Origin of the sequence: Microbacterium mangrovi (assembly GCF_000802305.1) — a bacterium.
GTDB lineage: Bacteria > Actinomycetota > Actinomycetes > Actinomycetales > Microbacteriaceae > Microbacterium > Microbacterium mangrovi.
Window position 1 is genome coordinate 1 of the sequence record NZ_JTDK01000014.1, and the last position, 15,646, is coordinate 15,646.

General features: G+C 70.7%; 21 protein-coding genes and 1 pseudogene. 12 read left to right on the forward strand and 10 right to left on the reverse strand.

Features of this window, described 5'->3' with window-relative positions; translation table 11 throughout:
- Positions 1 to 33: 33 nt before the first annotated feature.
- Entirely contained in the window at positions 34 to 360 is a 327-nt protein-coding gene (locus tag LK09_RS14190; RefSeq protein ID WP_039400801.1) for a DUF7882 family protein, read from the reverse strand.
- 239 nt (positions 361 to 599) lie between these two features.
- On the opposite strand from LK09_RS14190, the gene LK09_RS14195 reads away from it, so the two are divergent.
- The gene (locus LK09_RS14195; protein WP_039400803.1) at positions 600 to 818 is read left to right on the forward strand and encodes a hypothetical protein; all 219 of its coding nucleotides are present in this window, start codon (positions 600 to 602) and stop codon (positions 816 to 818) included.
- Between the two features lie 50 nt (positions 819 to 868).
- On the opposite strand, the gene LK09_RS14200 is transcribed toward LK09_RS14195, so the two are convergent.
- Positions 869 to 1,435 carry an SRPBCC family protein gene (locus tag LK09_RS14200; RefSeq protein WP_082008272.1) on the reverse strand — a complete coding sequence of 189 codons (567 nt, stop codon included), beginning with the start codon at positions 1,433 to 1,435 and terminating at the stop codon, positions 869 to 871.
- A 181-nt stretch (positions 1,436 to 1,616) separates the two neighbouring features.
- On the opposite strand from LK09_RS14200, the gene LK09_RS14205 reads away from it, so the two are divergent.
- Complete coding sequence (locus tag LK09_RS14205) at positions 1,617 to 1,886, forward strand: DUF7218 family protein (protein ID WP_039400806.1); 270 nt, start codon at positions 1,617 to 1,619, stop codon at positions 1,884 to 1,886.
- 59 nt (positions 1,887 to 1,945) lie between these two features.
- Here the strand turns inward: LK09_RS14205 and LK09_RS14210 are convergent, their stop codons facing one another.
- Both LK09_RS14210 and LK09_RS20845 read right to left on the reverse strand, forming a co-directional pair.
- Positions 1,946 to 2,239, reverse strand: coding sequence for a hypothetical protein (locus LK09_RS14210; protein WP_039400810.1), 294 nt, complete (start codon positions 2,237 to 2,239; stop codon positions 1,946 to 1,948).
- A 97-nt stretch (positions 2,240 to 2,336) separates the two neighbouring features.
- Entirely contained in the window at positions 2,337 to 2,930 is a 594-nt protein-coding gene (locus LK09_RS20845) for an adenylyltransferase/cytidyltransferase family protein (protein ID WP_052226800.1), read from the reverse strand.
- 338 nt (positions 2,931 to 3,268) lie between these two features.
- On the opposite strand from LK09_RS20845, the gene LK09_RS14220 reads away from it, so the two are divergent.
- Genes LK09_RS14220 through LK09_RS14245 form a run of 6 tightly spaced genes read left to right on the forward strand, consistent with a single transcriptional unit; the run spans position 3,269 to position 9,321 of the window.
- Positions 3,269 to 3,700 (forward strand): hypothetical protein, encoded by a 432-nt coding sequence (locus LK09_RS14220; RefSeq protein WP_039400813.1) that lies wholly within the window; start codon positions 3,269 to 3,271, stop codon positions 3,698 to 3,700.
- A complete protein-coding gene (locus tag LK09_RS14225; protein ID WP_052226801.1) occupies positions 3,697 to 4,341 on the forward strand; it encodes a gluconate 2-dehydrogenase subunit 3 family protein in 645 nt (214 codons plus the stop codon). Before LK09_RS14220 ends, LK09_RS14225 begins: the two co-directional genes overlap by 4 nt.
- Entirely contained in the window at positions 4,338 to 5,981 is a 1,644-nt protein-coding gene (locus tag LK09_RS14230) for a GMC family oxidoreductase (protein ID WP_039400816.1), read from the forward strand. Before LK09_RS14225 ends, LK09_RS14230 begins: the two co-directional genes overlap by 4 nt.
- On the forward strand, positions 5,978 to 7,804 hold the full coding sequence (locus LK09_RS14235; protein WP_039400818.1) for a thiamine pyrophosphate-requiring protein: 1,827 nt from the start codon (positions 5,978 to 5,980) through the stop codon (positions 7,802 to 7,804). The genes LK09_RS14230 and LK09_RS14235 overlap by 4 nt, the downstream gene beginning before the upstream one ends.
- On the forward strand, positions 7,782 to 8,939 hold the full coding sequence (locus LK09_RS14240) for an enolase C-terminal domain-like protein (RefSeq protein WP_039400821.1): 1,158 nt from the start codon (positions 7,782 to 7,784) through the stop codon (positions 8,937 to 8,939). The genes LK09_RS14235 and LK09_RS14240 overlap by 23 nt, the downstream gene beginning before the upstream one ends.
- Before the next feature lie 37 nt (positions 8,940 to 8,976).
- A complete protein-coding gene (locus LK09_RS14245; protein ID WP_039400823.1) occupies positions 8,977 to 9,321 on the forward strand; it encodes a DUF7882 family protein in 345 nt (114 codons plus the stop codon).
- A gap of 59 nt (positions 9,322 to 9,380) precedes the next feature.
- On the opposite strand, the gene LK09_RS14250 is transcribed toward LK09_RS14245, so the two are convergent.
- The 3 genes and pseudogenes from LK09_RS14250 to LK09_RS20850 form a co-directional block, all read right to left on the reverse strand.
- Positions 9,381 to 9,794, reverse strand: a complete 414-nt coding sequence (locus LK09_RS14250; RefSeq protein WP_039400825.1) for a CBS domain-containing protein — start codon at positions 9,792 to 9,794, stop codon at positions 9,381 to 9,383.
- 263 nt (positions 9,795 to 10,057) lie between these two features.
- Positions 10,058 to 10,357 (reverse strand): annotated as a pseudogene (locus tag LK09_RS14255) (DUF7882 family protein); the annotation flags it as partial.
- A 1-nt stretch (position 10,358) separates the two neighbouring features.
- Positions 10,359 to 10,892, reverse strand: a complete 534-nt coding sequence (locus LK09_RS20850; RefSeq protein ID WP_052226802.1) for an FHA domain-containing protein — start codon at positions 10,890 to 10,892, stop codon at positions 10,359 to 10,361.
- 190 nt (positions 10,893 to 11,082) lie between these two features.
- On the opposite strand from LK09_RS20850, the gene LK09_RS21780 reads away from it, so the two are divergent.
- The 3 genes from LK09_RS21780 to LK09_RS14270 all read left to right on the forward strand — a co-directional run bounded on the left by LK09_RS21780 (position 11,083) and on the right by LK09_RS14270 (position 12,772).
- Complete coding sequence (locus LK09_RS21780) at positions 11,083 to 11,247, forward strand: hypothetical protein (protein ID WP_197061059.1); 165 nt, start codon at positions 11,083 to 11,085, stop codon at positions 11,245 to 11,247.
- 114 nt (positions 11,248 to 11,361) lie between these two features.
- On the forward strand, positions 11,362 to 11,772 hold the full coding sequence (locus tag LK09_RS14265) for a (deoxy)nucleoside triphosphate pyrophosphohydrolase (RefSeq protein ID WP_039401177.1): 411 nt from the start codon (positions 11,362 to 11,364) through the stop codon (positions 11,770 to 11,772).
- 31 nt (positions 11,773 to 11,803) lie between these two features.
- Positions 11,804 to 12,772, forward strand: coding sequence for an acetylxylan esterase (locus LK09_RS14270; RefSeq protein WP_039400828.1), 969 nt, complete (start codon positions 11,804 to 11,806; stop codon positions 12,770 to 12,772).
- Positions 12,773 to 12,862: 90 nt separating this feature from the next.
- Here the strand turns inward: LK09_RS14270 and LK09_RS14275 are convergent, their stop codons facing one another.
- Entirely contained in the window at positions 12,863 to 14,128 is a 1,266-nt protein-coding gene (locus LK09_RS14275; RefSeq protein ID WP_052226803.1) for a cytochrome P450 family protein, read from the reverse strand.
- A complete protein-coding gene (locus LK09_RS21785; protein WP_197061060.1) occupies positions 14,125 to 14,301 on the reverse strand; it encodes a hypothetical protein in 177 nt (58 codons plus the stop codon). Before LK09_RS21785 ends, LK09_RS14275 begins: the two co-directional genes overlap by 4 nt.
- Before the next feature lie 116 nt (positions 14,302 to 14,417).
- Here LK09_RS21785 and LK09_RS14280 point away from each other — a divergent pair, with 116 nt between their 5' ends.
- A complete protein-coding gene (locus tag LK09_RS14280) occupies positions 14,418 to 15,383 on the forward strand; it encodes a DNA topoisomerase IB (protein ID WP_039400831.1) in 966 nt (321 codons plus the stop codon).
- Here the strand turns inward: LK09_RS14280 and LK09_RS21545 are convergent.
- Positions 15,340 to 15,639, reverse strand: a complete 300-nt coding sequence (locus LK09_RS21545) for a hypothetical protein (protein ID WP_156138829.1) — start codon at positions 15,637 to 15,639, stop codon at positions 15,340 to 15,342. The genes LK09_RS14280 and LK09_RS21545 overlap by 44 nt on opposite strands.
- Between the last annotated feature and the right edge of the window lie 7 nt (positions 15,640 to 15,646).

Consider the following 15,646-nt stretch of genomic DNA (forward strand, 5'->3'; position numbering starts at 1 on the left):
CGGATGCACGGGGTTCCGGCATCCGCCCCGCCGTCACTCCGCCTCGATCCGGTCCAGTGCGTCGTCCGCGGGCTCCGGGACGACGTGCAGCCCCTCGGGGGTGTTCGCGGTGTAGCCGAGGGCCTCGAGCCAGTTGCGGTTGAGGCTCGGACGCCGGCTGCCGTAGTACTTGTACGTCAGCGCGACGTGCGCGTGGATCCAGACGCTTGTGCGCCCGTCGCCCAGGCTGGGCTCGTCGCGCCACGTGAACAGGAACGGCTCATCGCGGCGCAGCTTGTTGCTGATCACCTGCTGCAGGTGGAGCAGCAGCCGGTCTTCGAATTCGACCCTGAGATCATGGTCGTACGTCAGCTTTCCCACGGGAAGCTCCTCAGGTGCTTCCGCTCTTACTCGTCGACAGCGGGTGACGGAGGCGTTGGCCCGGATGCTGCCGACCTTCTGGTCTGCTTTCGACGCTCCACGGTCTATCCGCAAAGCGCAAGGGGATTAAGGTTCCTCTCACCCGCAGACGCGTTTCGTGGATCAACCGCACGGCGGCCTGTCAAGGTCCTCCCGGTTTCACGGGCGTCGGGCTGATCATCGGCTGTGAGGAGGACGACATGAGCGATCAGCAGAACGAGCTCCCGGCGATCCACACGTGGTGGCCGTACCTGACGATCACGGCCCGTCATGCGGTGCTGATCCGACCCGCGCATCCGCTCGCCCCGGAGGTCATCGAGGAGATCGAGCGGATCACCGGCGCGACTGTCGCGCCCGGATCCGTCCTGAGCGACGCCGACGTGCAGTACGTCGCCGCGCAGACGGAATTCATCGACTGACACGACGAAGGCGGGTGCGGCCCGAGAGGACCGCACCCGCCTTCTGCACGTCAGCGGATGCCGGGATGCGACGGGGAGTCGGGATCGGTGGGATCGCCGAGCTCCGGGTGCTCCAGGACGGTGCCGTAGCCGTGCGACGGATCCGACGGCGGCAGCACGTCGGTCTCGTGGATCTCGCCGCGCCAGCCGGCGCCGGTCGCACCCTCCTGCTCGACGAGTTCCTTGAAGTTCTGCAGGTCGCGGCGCACGGCCGCGTCGTCGACCGCGACGGCGGCGCCGGCCTTCTCGATGAAGGACTGCGGCTGCCATGCCATCTGCAGCGAGACGCGCGTGTGATCCGCGTCGATGGGTTCGAAATCGACCCGCCCGTGGTGCAGCGGCTCGTCGAGGCTCGTCCATTCGATGTGGTCGTCGGGCACCTGGTCCACGATCTCGGCGACGAACTGACGGGACGTGCCGCCGACCTGGACGTCCCAGCGCAGCGTGCGGTCGTCGATGTGCTCGATGGAGTTCACGGACCGCATGAAGTCGGGGAAGTCCTCGAATTGGGTCCAGCGATCGTAGGCGACCCGGATCGGGGCCGCCACGTCGGTCACGGCGGTGACGGTACTGAGCATGATGGTCTCCTCCTTGCTCGATCGGACGGCCAACGTAACCGGCGGCGGTCGCCCGGCTGAGGGGGTTGACCGGGTCCGGATGCTGTGGCAGGGATGCCTCCGGGCACGATGCGCTGGCTGTCAACCCCCTTCAGAGCCGGCAGGTGGTCGCCTACCGTCACGGAATCGGAGAGGAGACACCATGCCTGGACGACGCGGAAGCAACAGCATCAAGGACGAGGAGATGTACGAGAGCATGCGCCGGGAGGGCGCATCCAAGGAGAAGGCGGCGCGGGTCTCGAACGCCGCCGCCCGGGACGGCCGCTCGAAGGTCGGCCGCCGCGGTGGGGATGCCGAGAACCTCGACGAGCGGACGGTGCCGGAGCTGCGCTCGCGCGCGAAGGAACTCGGGATCAACGGCTACTCGGGCAAGAACAAGGGGCAGCTGATCGACCTGATCCGCAACCACTGACGGCAGCGGGCGACGGGGGTGGAGGCCCCCGTCGCCCGCTGCGGTGTCGACCCGCGGGCTCAGCCCGACGGGTTGTCGAACGGCAGGCCGCGGCCGTCGGTGGTCGCCGGCATCCGTCCGGTCGCGATTCCCGGCGGCGGGACCGGATTGTGGAAGCGGTCGGCGGGCACGATGTGCCGCGATCCTGCAGCCTCGGCGAGCGCGCGTCCCATCGTGACGGCCTCGTCGTAGTCCGAGAAGCTCAGTTCGTGGCTCGGATCGCCCACCACGCGGGTCACCCAGTAGCCGCGCTCGGACAGCGTCTCGACATCGCCGTCCTGCAGTGCTTCGCTGTCGTCGGGTGTCGGAGACATCGGTCACCGTCCTTTCGATCGAGACCGCCCACGCTAAGGAGGGCCGTCCGGCCACGCACGGGGGTTGACAGCGCCTGGAATCCCGCCCACGGCCGGCTCAGGACGTGCCGCGCGCGGCGGTGCGGGCCTCGTCGTGGGCGTTCCAGGCGATGCGCTCGACGAGGGATCCCGGCGACTCGTCGGCGAAGTAGTCGAGGATGCGCACCTGCCCGCCGTACTGCTCCACCAGGTCCATCTCGGGCAGGCGCTCGCCGGCGTAGTCGCCGCCCTTCGCGTAGATCACGGGTCGGAGGGCCGCGAGAAGCCGCAGAGGGGTGTCGTCGGCGAACACCACCACGAAGTCGACGCAGCCGAACGCGCCGACCACCCGTGCCCGGTCGACGAGGGAGTCGACCGGTCGGCCGGGGCCGGCCCGGCGCGCGGCCGAGGCATCGTCGTGGAGTCCGACGACGAGGGTGTCGCCGAGCGTGCTGGCCTGCACCAGATGTGCGGCGTGGCCCGCGTGCAGCAGGTCGAAGCATCCGCTGACGAACACGGTGGTGCTTCCCGCGGTCGTGAGCGACCGCACCGCGTCGGGTACCCGGGCGGCCGGAAGGAGAGCGGCCGGATGCCGCGGATGCGCCGGCGCACCGGCATCCGCCCCGTCGTCGGCGACGGCGCGGATTCCGTGCAGGTGGAGCGGACCGGACATCCTGATTCCCTTTCGACGATCCGAGGATGCCCCCGGTCGCCCGTGCAACGGGAGGGGCTTGCCGCGACGGCGGCACCGGTGCTAGCGGGCTCGCCGCGACGGCCGACGTGCGGGCGGATGGAGTCGTTCGCCGTGGATGTCAAGGGGGGCGACCGTCCGGGCGATCCCGCGCATGCTCGGGCAGACCACCGTTCGGAAAGGGAGGGATCTCCATGTCTGTGATGTCCGCGTCGGCGAAGCTGCCGACCGCGTTTCGCCACGAGACGCCGTCTCCGCATCGTCGGGTGAGAGGGAAAGACATGATCCGGATGCCCCGATTCCTCCGCAGAGAGCCCCCCGTGGTCGCAGCCCCCGCGCGGCTGATCGAGGACGTCCGGCACGGCCGGTTCGAACGGACCATGTCGGCATGCGCGGCCGCCGGCGCCCTCGTCACGACGGCCGAGATCTTCTTCGAGCACGACAAGGCGAGCTTCGGCGACCCGTGGATGTGGCTGCCGATCGCCCTGGGACCCGTGGAGGCGGTCGCCGCGACCGCCGGATTCTTCCGCAGGGGAGCGGCCAAGACGGTGCTGCCGGCGGCATCCGTCCTGGTGATCGCCAACGGCCTGCACGGCACCTACCTCCATGCCCGGGGCATCTCGCAGAAACCCGGCGGCTGGCGCAACTTCCGCTACAACATGGAGATGGGGCCGCCGCTGTTCGCACCCCTGCTGGTGACCCTGGTGGGCGGCATGGGCGTGCTCGCCGCGATCCTGAGGCGGGAACGATGAGCCTCGACCGCCCCGTCGAGCGTGAGCCCCGCTTTCCCGGGTTCGACCCCCTGAATGCGCAGCGCCAGTGGGACGATGACACCCGCATGGCGATCCGACGGCGGATGGAGCCGCCCGTGCCGCGGTTCTTCACGGGGGCGGAGCGCCGCACGGCGGCGGCCCTCCTCGATCACCTGATGGGGCAGCCGCCGGGGCCCGCCGGTCAGCACATCCCGCTCGTGCAGATGGTGGACGACCGGCTCGCCCACGACCAGACCGACGGCTGGTACTTCGACACCATGCCGCCCGATCGCCAGGCATGGCGGCAGAGCCTGGCCGGGCTGGATGCCGACGCCTGCGACCGCCATTCCGTCTCGTTCGCGGCGATGAGCGACGAGGATCAGCGCGACCTCATCGAGACGGTGCGCACCTGGCCCCACGAGCGGTGGCACGATCTGCCGCCGGCAGCGCTGTGGAGCCTGTGGACCCGGTACGCCGCGACCGCGTTCTACTCGCATCCCGCCGCCTGGGCGGAGATCGGGTTCGACGGCCCCGCCTACCCGCGCGGCTATCGCAACCTCGGCATCGACCGGCTGGAGGGGATGGAGATGCCGGATGCCCGCAGCGAGTCGTCCGGCACCGGCCCGGAGGGACGCCGATGAGCGTGCGCGCCCGCAACGAGTCGGCGTGGCTGCTCGACGCGCACGGCGGCATCCCCGCCGAACTCCTGGAGGGGATGCGTCGCTACTCCGACGCGGAGGAGCTGGATGCCGTCATCGTGGGCGCCGGCGCGGGCGGCGCGACGATGCTGCAGCGCCTCGCCCGACACGGCTGGCGGGTGGCGGCGCTCGAGGCCGGCCCGTTCTGGGACCCCGAGACCGACTGGGTGAGCGACGAGGCCGGATCGCACGACCTCTACTGGACCGAGCCGCGCCAGATCGGCGGCTCTGACCCCGTGCCGCTCGGATCCAACAACTCCGGGCGCGGCGTCGGGGGGTCGATGGTGCACTTCGCCGGGTACATGCCGCGGCTGCATCCCAGCGACTTCCGCACGCAGACCCTCGACGGCGTCGGCGCCGACTGGCCGCTGGCGTACGACGACCTCTGCCCCTACTACGTCGACCTCGAGCAGGAACTTCCCGTCGCCGGGGCGCACTGGCCGTGGGGCGACCCGCACGGCTATCCGCAGCGTCCGCATCCGGTGGGCGGCAACGGCGAGGTCTTCCAGCGGGGTGCGGAGGGCGCCGGCATCCGCGCCGAGGTGGGTCCCGTCGCGATCTCCAACGGCCGGTTCGGCAACCGCCCGCACTGCATCTACCGCGGCTTCTGTCTTCAGGGGTGCAAGGTGAACGCGAAGGCGTCGCCGCTCATCACGCACCTTCCGGATGCCCTCGCCCACGGCGCCGAAGTGCGCGCCGACTGCATGGTGACCCGCATCGAGATCGACCGGCGCACGGGCCTCGCCACCGGCGTCCGGTACCAGCACGACGGCCACGAGTACTTCCAGCGGGCGCGCATCGTGATCGTCGCCGGCTATTCGATCGAGACGCCGCGGCTGCTGCTGAGCTCCACGTCGGCGCGGTTCCCGGACGGCCTGTGCAACGACCACGACCTCGTCGGCCGGTACGTCATGGTGCAGGGCGCCCCGCAGACCGGCGGCCGGTTCGAGCAGGAGATCCGCATGTTCAAAGCGCCGCCGCCCGAGGTGAGCACCGAGCAGTTCTACGAGACCGACCCGTCCCGCCCGTTCAAACGCGGATTCAGCATCCAGAACGTGTCCCCGCTGCCGATCACGTGGGCCGAGCACGTCATGGCCCAGGGGCACTGGGGTGCGGATATGCGCGAGCGGATGTCGGACTACGTGCACTGGGCCTGCCTCGGCGCGCTCTGCGAGTTCCTGCCGCTGGCCGACAACCGGGTCACCCTCACCGACCGGGAGGGGCCGGACGGCCTGCGCATTCCGCACTTCGCATACAGCCAGTGCGACAACGACCGACGCAACGTGGAGGCCGCCGAGCGGGTCATGCAGGAGATCCTGCACGCGGCCGGGGCGACCGAGACGATGACGATCCAGCGGTTCGCGCACCTCGTCGGCGGCGCCCGCATGGGCGCGAGCGCCGAAGAGGGCGTCGTGGACCGGGACTGCCGGGCCTTCGCCGTTCCGAACCTGCTCATCACCGACGGCAGCGTGCTGCCGACGCAGGGCAGCGCCAACCCGGCGCTGACCATCATGGCGATCGCCGCACGCGCCGCGGACCGGCTCGCGGCCGATCCGACGCCGGAAAGAAGGGGAACATCATGACCAGGACAGTCAGCGATCTCGTGATCGAACTGCTCAAGGAGTGGGGGGTGACCCGCATCTTCGGATTCCCCGGCGACGGCATCGGCGCCTTCGACGGGGCGCTCGGAGCCGACGATCGCACCGGCGAGGGACTGCACTACGTGCGCCCCACCCATGAGGAGATCTGCGCGCTGATGGCGACCGCGTACGCCAAGTTCACCGGCGAGGTGGGCGTGTGCGTCGCGACCTCCAGCCCCGGGGCGTTCCACATGCTGAACGGGCTGTACGACGCGCAGATGGACAACCAGCCGGTGGTCGCGATCGTCGGGCAGCAGGGACTCGCGGCGCTCGGCACGGCGACGCAGCAGGAGAACAACCTCGAGCGCGTGTTCCAGGACGTCGCCTGCTACGTGCAGACCATCGTGAGTCCGGCGCAGGTCGAAGCCGTGGTCGACACAGCCTTCCGCACCGCTCGGCTGCGCCTGCAGCCGGCGGTCATCGTGCTGCCGCACGACGTGCAGGCGATGCCCGCGCCGGAGCCGCCGCGCGCGCACTGGGTGTCGCGGTCCAGCTCGGTGGCGGCATCCGGACGCGTCGTCCCGCCCGGCGACCAGCTGCAGCAGGCCGCGAACGTCATCAACGCCGGCGAGAGGGTGACGTTCCTCGTCGGGGCCGGGGCCTCCGGCGCGACCGACGAGGTGCTGCGGGCGGCGGACCTCGCCGGCGCCGGGATCATCACGGCCCTGCGCGGCAAGGACGTCATCCCCTCCGACGTCCCGCACCACACGCAGCAGCTGGGCCTTCTCGGCTCGCTTCCGAGCCTGCACCAGGTCGCGAAGTGCGACACGCTCGTGCTCCTCGGCACCAACTACCCGTACGGCGAGTTCCTGCCGCCCAGCGGCAGCGCCCGGGCCGTGCAGATCGACCTGCGGCCCGAGCAGCTCGGCCTGCGGTATCCGACCGAGGTCAACCTGTGGGGCGACGTGGGCGCGACGCTACAGGCGCTGATCCCGCTGCTGCACGAGAAGCACGATCGGGCGTGGCAGCACAAGGTCGCCCAGGAGATGACCGAGTGGGAGGACGAGATGACCGCGCAGGCGCTCGTCGAATACGGCGACGGCGCCAATCCGCGTCGCGTCTTCCACGAGCTGAACTCGCGGCTTCCCGAGGGGGCGGTCGTCACGGCGGATGCCGGCACCACGGCGGACTGGTACGGACACCACATCCGCCTGCGCCGGGGGATGCGCGGCGACCTGTCCGGGCGCCTGGCCACCATGATGGCGTCGATGCCGTACGCGGTGGCGGCGAAGTTCGCATTCCCGGATCGGCCGGTCGTGTGCACGATCGGCGACGGCGCGTTCCAGATGCTCGGCATGAACGAGCTGATCACGGTCCGCAAGTACCGGCGGGAGTGGCAGAACCAGCAGCTGGTCGTGCTCGTCATGCACAACGACGACCTCGCCCAGGTGTCCTGGGAGATGCGCACCGAGGATGCCGACCCGGTGTGGCGCGGCGCGCAGGACGTCGAGTCGGTCGACTACGCGGGCTTCGCGCGGCTGCTCGGATTCCAGGGCATCCGCGTGGACCGCGACGACCAGATCGAGGAGGCGCTGGACACGGCCTTCGCGACCGGCGGCGTCACCCTGATCGACGCGTACGTCAGCCGCAACGTGCCGCCGCTGCCGCCGCACATCACCAAGGAGTACACGAAGAACGTCGGCAAGGCGCTGCTGCAGGGCGACCCGTTCGAGAAGGACGTCATCAAGGATTCCGCGCGGGCACTCGCCACCGAAGCGGTGCAGCGCGTCAAGGGGGTGCTGCATGTCGGGCACAGCGATGGCTGACGCGATGGCCGAACCGCGCGCGCGGATCTCGCGCGTGCACGTGCGCAGCTACCGCATCCCGACGACGCTCGGCGGGCAGCCGCGATCCGAGACCGACGGCACCGCACGCTGGGACCACACCGACGTGCTCGTCGTCGAGGTGCACGCCGGCGACGAGCGCGGCCTCGGGTACTCGTACACGTCGTCCGCCGCGCAGACCGTCGTGCGCGACACGCTGGCCGGCGTCGTGCTCGGCGCGGATGCCTGCGACACCACGGCGACCCTGTGGGCGATGGCCCGGGCGGTGCGCAACATGGGCCGGCACGGCATCGCGGGAGCGGCGGTGTCGGCGATGGACGTCGCCCTGCACGACCTGCGTGCACGCCTGTTCGGGGCATCCCTCATCGACCTGTTCGGGGCCGCGCGGTCGCGCGTGCGCGCCTACGGCAGCGGCGGGTTCACCGACTACACCGACAACGAGCTCGCCCACCAGCTCGAGGGGTGGGCGACGGCGGGCATGACCGCGGTGAAGATGAAGATCGGCAGCGATGTCACCGCCGCCTGCCGGCGCGTCATGGTGGCGCGGGCGGCGATCGGCAACGACGTGGAGCTGTTCATCGACGCGAACGGGGCCCTCGAACGAAAGCCCGCGATCGCGCTCGCCGAGCGGGTGCATGCGGATGCCGGCGTCACCTGGTTCGAGGAGCCGGTGTCCAGCGACGATCTCGTCGGCCTGCACCTGATCCGCGACCGCAGCCCGGCCCCGATGCGCATCGCGGCGGGGGAGTACGCCGACACCCCGGCATCCTTCCGGGACATGATTCGGGCCGGGGCCGTCGACACCCTGCAGGCGGATGCCACGCGCTGCGGCGGAGTCACCGGCTTTCTGAACGCCGCCGCCCAGTGCACCGCGGAGGGTCTTCCGCTGAGCGCCCACACCGCCCCGGCACTCCACGCTGTCCTGGGATGCATCGCCCAGCCCGTCGTCCACGTCGAATCGTTCCACGACCACGAGCTGATCGAGGCACTGCTGTTCGACGGAGTCAGCCCCGTCGTCGACGGATTCCTCGAACCGCGTCGCAATCTGGCCGGACACGGACTGTTTCTGTCCGGTCGCGGGGACGAATATTGCATCGGACGGGACGATGTGAGTTGATGTCACCACTTCGGACGACCCGGAGAAAGGATGGCACGTGGGCAAATTCGTGTACGACCAGTCGGTCAAGGTCACGTTCGACGACCGGGTGCTCGCTCACCTGATGGTCGTGATCGGCGCGAAGCTGCGCCGCGGCGAGGCGTTCCACTTCACCTGGCGGGAAGACCTCAGTGTCGGCGGTGGCCGCACCACCGTCTGGGTGCACCCCGGTGTCTCGATCGTCTACAAGTTCTCCGGCAGCCGTCAGCCGGCGCTGAACCGCGCGTGGATCGACGCCCTCGCCATGACGGCCAACTCGCCGTCCGGGCTGTATGTGGTGTCCGAGCCCGCCGAGAACGAATTGGATGAGCTGCCCGAGAGCGCCATCAGCATCGTCCCCTGAGTCGCCTTCGGGAGAGTGACCGGGTCCGCGGGCGGCGCGCTCGCGGACCCGGAGTCCCTCTACTCGGAGATGTGGGCGACGGTCGCGCCGGCATCCTCCGGTGGCACCCATCGGGCCACGTCGCCCTGGCTGATGATGCCCACGAGGTTCTGGCCGCTCGTGACGAGCAGGCGCCGCAGCTTGTTGGCGCTCATGGCCCGAAGCACCTCGCTCACATCGTCGTCGGCTTCGACCGAGACCAGCGGGATCTGCGCGACGTCGCCCGCCCGCATCGTGGACGGGTCCCCATTCTGGGCGAGACATCGCACCACGATGTCGCGGTCGGTCAGCATCCCGATGACCGTGCGTCCCTCGCCGCACACCGGCAGCGCGCCCACGCTCAAGAGGTCCATGGCCTTGGCGGCATCCACCAGAGTCTGATTCTCACCGATGCACTGCGGCGCCGAGGTCATGATGTCCTGCGCGGTGGTCATTATTGCTCCCCTCCACGGTGTCCGTGTCAGTCAAAGTGCCGTCAAGAACTCTGGGCAGGGGGTTGACAGATGGGCACCGCGTCTGGGCACTATTCCTCCTCGGGCTCCTTGTCGAACGGGACGAACATCGTCGGCGTGACGGGCGAGGCCCCGGCGGCGATGACCGTTTCGTCCTCGGACCCCTCCGGCTCCTCCGAATCCGCCGGTTCATCGGCCGCACCCAGCTCGAGTGGCGGCTCGTCGGGCATCTGCAGGGGGGCTGCGTCCATGTGCTCGGGCACCAGCTGGATGCCGCCCGACGTGTTCGCGGAGTGCGCGAGCTCCTCGATCCACTTGCGGCTCAGCTGGGGCGCCTCCGGCTCGTCGAAGACGAAACGCAGGGGGATCGACGGATGCAGCCAGATCGTCGTGCGTCCGCGCGGCTGGTCGTCCGGATGCCGCCACGACAGTGTGAAGCTCTCGCGACGACGCAGCTTGGTCGCGATCACGATCTTGAGGTGCGCGAGGGCGCGATCCTCGATGTAGATCGGCGTCTCGCCGCCCCCGTAGTAGATGACACCCATCTCATTCCTCCGTTCGGGTTTCGTGGGTCGCGCGTGCGCGTGCGTTGTCTTCTGATGTCGGGTGCAGCCGCGTGTAGCCGGGCGGGGCGCCCTGCGGCTGCGGGTGCGTGCCCTCACCGTACTCCCGGCCGGCCGACATCCGGCGGCTGTCGGCGAACTCCGCGCGCACGAAGACGAACCGCCACGGGCCGAGCACGAACTGCGCGCCGGTGCGCAGCACCTCGGCCTCGGTCCGCGCGGTGATCGGCGACAGGGCTTCGCTCGCCGCAGCGGGACCGCGCAGCACGAGCAGGAACTCGTCATCCGCGTCGTGCACGATCTCGGCGTGCACATCGTCGATGCCGTCGAGCTGCAGTTCGCAGTCGCGCGCCGAACCGATCCGCACGTGAGCGGCCGTCAGTGCGAACGAATGGCGGATGCCCTCGCTGGAGATCACCAGGTGCGGGTCGCCGGCACCCGATTCGGCGTGTGCCGTGGCCGGGCGGCCGGTTTCACGACCGTCGGGTGTCGGCCCGGCACGACTCGTGGCATTCATGCTGTTCTCCTCCCCGGCGCTCGGGCGCGCGCGACGGAGGGTGCGCTGCCCGGGCGGAAAGCCATTGTTGCGCCGAGTCCTGGAAACCACGTGGGACATCGCTACTCAAGAAATCACGGAGTTGTCAACCCCCTCCGGGTGCGGCACCCCTGACCGTAGTGTTGCAGTCATCGAGCAGAAAGGAGTCGAGATGAACATCCTGCTCATCATCATCGCCATCCTCGCGGTCATCGCCTTGATCACCGGAGGCGTGGTGCACGCACTCAACTTCCTGCTCTGGGTAGGAATCGTCCTGCTGGTGATCGCGCTGATCGTCTGGCTTGTCCGGGTGATCACGGGAAGCCGCAGGGTCTAGGCTCGCGTCCCGCAGGTCTCTCCTCGCAGTCGGAGACCTCGCGGGCGCGACAAGGGGAAGCAAGGGAAACAGCGGACGCGGCATTCGGGGTGCCGCGTCCGCTACCTTTTTGTGGTGGCGGCGCAACCGGACGAGCAGCATCCTCTGCACGTGGTCGCGGCCGTCATCTTCGACGGTCCGCACGTGCTCGCGTGCCGACGCCGTTCCGAGAAGGATGCCGGGGGTCGGTGGGAGTTCCCCGGCGGCAAGATCGAACCGGGGGAGTCGGCGGCCGATGCCCTGCGCCGTGAGATCCGCGAGGAGCTCGGCGTCGACATCGAGATCGGCGACGAGCTGACGACGGACGACACCCGGGTCGGCGGCCGGGTCATCCGCCTCATGTGCCTGCGCGCGCGGCTGACCGGGCCGGCGCCGACTGGCAGCACCGACCACGATCGCCTGGTCTGGATGACGCCCGATGACCTCGGGCTGCTGGATTGGGCCGAGCCGGATCTTCCGGCGGTGGCCCTGCTCACGGCAGACTGACGGAGTCCCCCGCCCCGACCGGAAAGCCGCCATGCCCCGTATCGACCTGACCCTGCCCGAACTGCGCGAATATCGGCCCGAGATCCGCGAGCCCGCCGACTTCGACGCGTTCTGGGCGGACACGATCGCCGGGGCGCGGGCCGCCGGCGGCGAGCTGCAAGTGGAGCGGGTCGACTCGCCGCTGCGCACCGTCGACGTGTTCGACGTGACGTTTCCGGGTTTCGCCGGCGACCCGATCAAGGCCTGGCTGCTGCTGCCGGCCGGTGCCGAAGGCCCCCTGCCGGCGGTCGTCGAGTTCAACGGGTACGGCGGCGGGCGTGGTCTGCCCAGCGAGCACCTCGCCTGGGCGTCGGCCGGGTACGCGCACCTGTTCATGGACACCCGCGGCCAGGGCTCGGGGTGGGGTGCCGGCGGCGGCACTCCCGACCCGCACGGCACCGGACCGTCGTCGCCCGGCTTCATGACGCGCGGCATCGAGCATCCCGCGGACTACTACTACCGGCGCGTGTTCACCGATGCGGTGCGCGCGGTGGATGCCGTCCGCACGCTCGCCCAGGTGGATGCCGCCCGCGTCGCGGTGTGCGGCGGAAGCCAGGGTGGCGGCATCACCCTCGCCGCGGCCGCGCTGAGCGACGGCCTGGTCGCCGCGATGCCGGATGTCCCGTTCCTGTGCCACTTCGAGCGCGCCGTCGGCTTCACCGACCGCTTCCCGTATCAGGAGGTCGTGCAGTACCTGGCGGTGCATCGCGGGGCGGAAGAGCGCGTGCTCGACACCCTGTCGTACTTCGACGGCGCCAACTTCGCGAAGCGGGCGACCGCCCCCGCCCTGTTCTCGGTCGCGCTGATGGACGAGACGTGCCCGCCGTCCACCGTGTTCGCCGCCTACAACCACTACGCCGGCCCGAGCGACATCTCGGTCTACCGCTACAACGACCACGAGGGCGGCCAGGCCCACCAGTGGCTCGCCCAGGCGGAGTTCCTCGCCGCCACGGCGCCCTGAGCCTGCCCCGCCACGGCGCCCTGAGCTTGTCGAAGGGCATTCGTCGCGGCGGGCGGTCCTGCCCTTCGACAGGCTCAGGGCGCCCTGCGCTCAGCCCTTCCAGTGCACGCGCACAGGGCGCACGCCGGGATCGGCGGGGATGCGGCGGAGGTCGACGGACGGCATCCCCTCGACGAACAGCCAGTCCCCGGATGCGAGCTTCGTGACGGCGAGCTCGAGGATCGTCTCGGTCGACGGCTCTCCCGGGCAGCGGTGCCCGTCGACCATGTCGCCGGCGCCCTGCGCCACGATGCGGCGGGCGCTGTCGCCGCCGCCCTGCGCCACGATGCGGCGGGCGCTGTCGCCGCCGATGAAGCGTGCCGGGTCGAAGCGGTCGGCATCGGGCCACTCGCCGGGATGCCTGTTCGTCGCGAACAGGTCCAGCAGCACGCGCTCACGGGGGGTGAACCGGACGCCGTTCCAGTTCAGGACCTCGGTCGGCCGTCCGGCGACCACCGGAAAGAACGGGGCGGATCGGCGCACCTCGGCGGCGAAGGCCGCCCGCGCGGACGGCTCGGTGAGCACCCGTGCGCGCCACTCGGGCCACCGCGCCAGGGCGAGGGCGGCGAACACGACGAATCGGGCGATCGCGACCACCGGGCGCAATGCGTTGAGCAGTTCGACGGCTGCGACATCCACCGGCAGGGGCTGCCCGGGGGCGTCCTCCCAGCCCGCGATGACATCGATCGGGGCGCCGTTCGACGCGGCACCGAGCGCCCGCCGCTGCTCGATCACGGCCGCAGCCCACGCCTCGGTGCGTCGGCGCAGCGTCCGGCCCCGCCAGTTGCGCGGACCGAACGAGCCGGCGCCGTCGATCATCGCCTGCAGCTCCCGCGTGCGCTCCGCCTCCTGGTCCGGCGTCACCGCGATGCCGAGCCAGTCCAGCGTGGCCCGGGTGAGCACCGCGCTCACCTCGTCGAGGAGCATGATGCTCCCCTGGTTCCACGCCTCGGCGGCCTGATCCCAGTGCTGTGAGAAACGCTCCGCGAGGGAGAGGCGTCCTTCGTGTCCGAACGTGCGCAGGAACAGGGACTTGCGTGCCCGGTGCTCCGCGCCGGACAGGGCCTGCACGCTGCCTTCGTCCTGGAGCGAGTGCACGACGGAGGTCGGCATCGCGCCCACGCGGCTCAGGCGCGGCTCCTCGTAGAACCAGCGCGCGGCATCCTGCCCGCGCAGCACGATCGTGCGCCGGCCGCCGAGCCGGCACGCGAACACGTCGCTGTTCCACCTGTCGAACCGGCGGCGGCCGAACAGGTAGCCCTCGGACAGGAAGGCGATCGAACTGTCTCCCGGGCAGCGCGGGACCATGTCGGTCACGGCTTGTCGCGGTCGTCTTCCTCGGCGGCCAGCCGGTCCGCCTCGGCGCTGTCGATCAGGTCGGGGTCGGCATCCGGGTCCAGCACCTTCTCGCCGTCGACCTCCTTGGTCGCGTGCTCGGACTCGTCATCGTCCGAGGGAACGAGCGGGAAGTTCGGGTTCGCGTTGGTCATGACGGCTCCCTTCCTGGCATCAAGAGCGAGGGTACGGGATCGCGGCAGCGAGGGCGACGGGGTTGACAGCATCCCCGGCACGTGGATGAATGCCCGGACGAAGAAACGGAGGCGCCGTGGCGAGACTCGTGCGGGTGCGGCCCCGCGTCGACCCGGGATACCGGCGGGTGCGCGCGGGCAGGGGGTTCCGGTACCTTGAGGAGAACGGGGGCGACGTCCCCAAGACCCAGCGGCGCCGCGTCCGGTCGCTCGCGATCCCGCCCGCCTGGCAGGACGTCTGGATCTCGGCCGACGAGCGCGGCCACATCCAGGCGGTGGGCACCGACGACGCCGGCCGACAGCAGTACCTGTACCACCCGCGGTGGCGGGCGGCCCGCGACCGCGGCAAGTTCGCCCGGGCGCTCGCGCTGGCCGAGGCCCTGCCGAGCGCCCGGGCCATCGTCACCCGGGACCTCCGCCGCGACGACCCCGACCGCGACCACGCGCTCGCCATCGCGTTCCGCCTTCTCGACGAGGGCGCGCCCCGGGTCGGTTCGGCGCGCTACCTGGAACGCCACGGGAGCCGCGGGCTCACGACGCTGCGGCGTCGGGATGCCGCGGTCGACGGATCCGTGGTGACGCTGTCTTTCCCGGCGAAGAGCGGGCAGCGGGCGCACATCGAGATCGACGACGAGGACCTCGCCGCGGCGCTCGGGTTGCTGGGAGCGGGAGCGCCGAGGTCGCCGCTGCTCTGGCACCAGGACGGACGGCGGCGGGTCGCCCTCCGGCCCGCGGAGGTGAACGAGTACGTCCACCGGCTGACCGGCGGTCCCTTCACCGCGAAGGACTTCCGCACGCTGCGCGGCACCATCCTCGCCGCCGACGAACTGTCCCGCACGGGCGTCGAGCAGGCATCCCGCGCCCGGCACCGCGCCGAGGTCGCCGCCGTCCGGTCGGTGGCCGGCTCCCTGGGCAACACCCCGGCGGTCGCCCGCAGCAGCTACATCGATCCTCGCGTGTTCACCCGGTACCGGCAGGGCCGCCTGCTCGACCGGACGCTCAGCCCCGAGCACGCGATCCGGCTGCTGCTCGGCGAGGCGTAGGCCGCTCGGACGCCACTGCACGGATGGCGGCGGTCTGCCCTTCTGGCGGCCGACTCGCCGCCGGATCGCCCGCCATCCGTTCGTCGTCCCGCCATCCGTCCGCCTGCGAGGCCGCGATGCCGGGACCCCGCTCGAGGTAGCCGGCGAAGTGGTCGACGCCGATCGCCTTCATCTCCTCGAGCTTGGCCACGTGGTCCTCCGCCGATCCGACCGGTTGCACGCGACCGCCCGGCTTCGGCTGGGCGGTCGCTCTCACGGTTTTG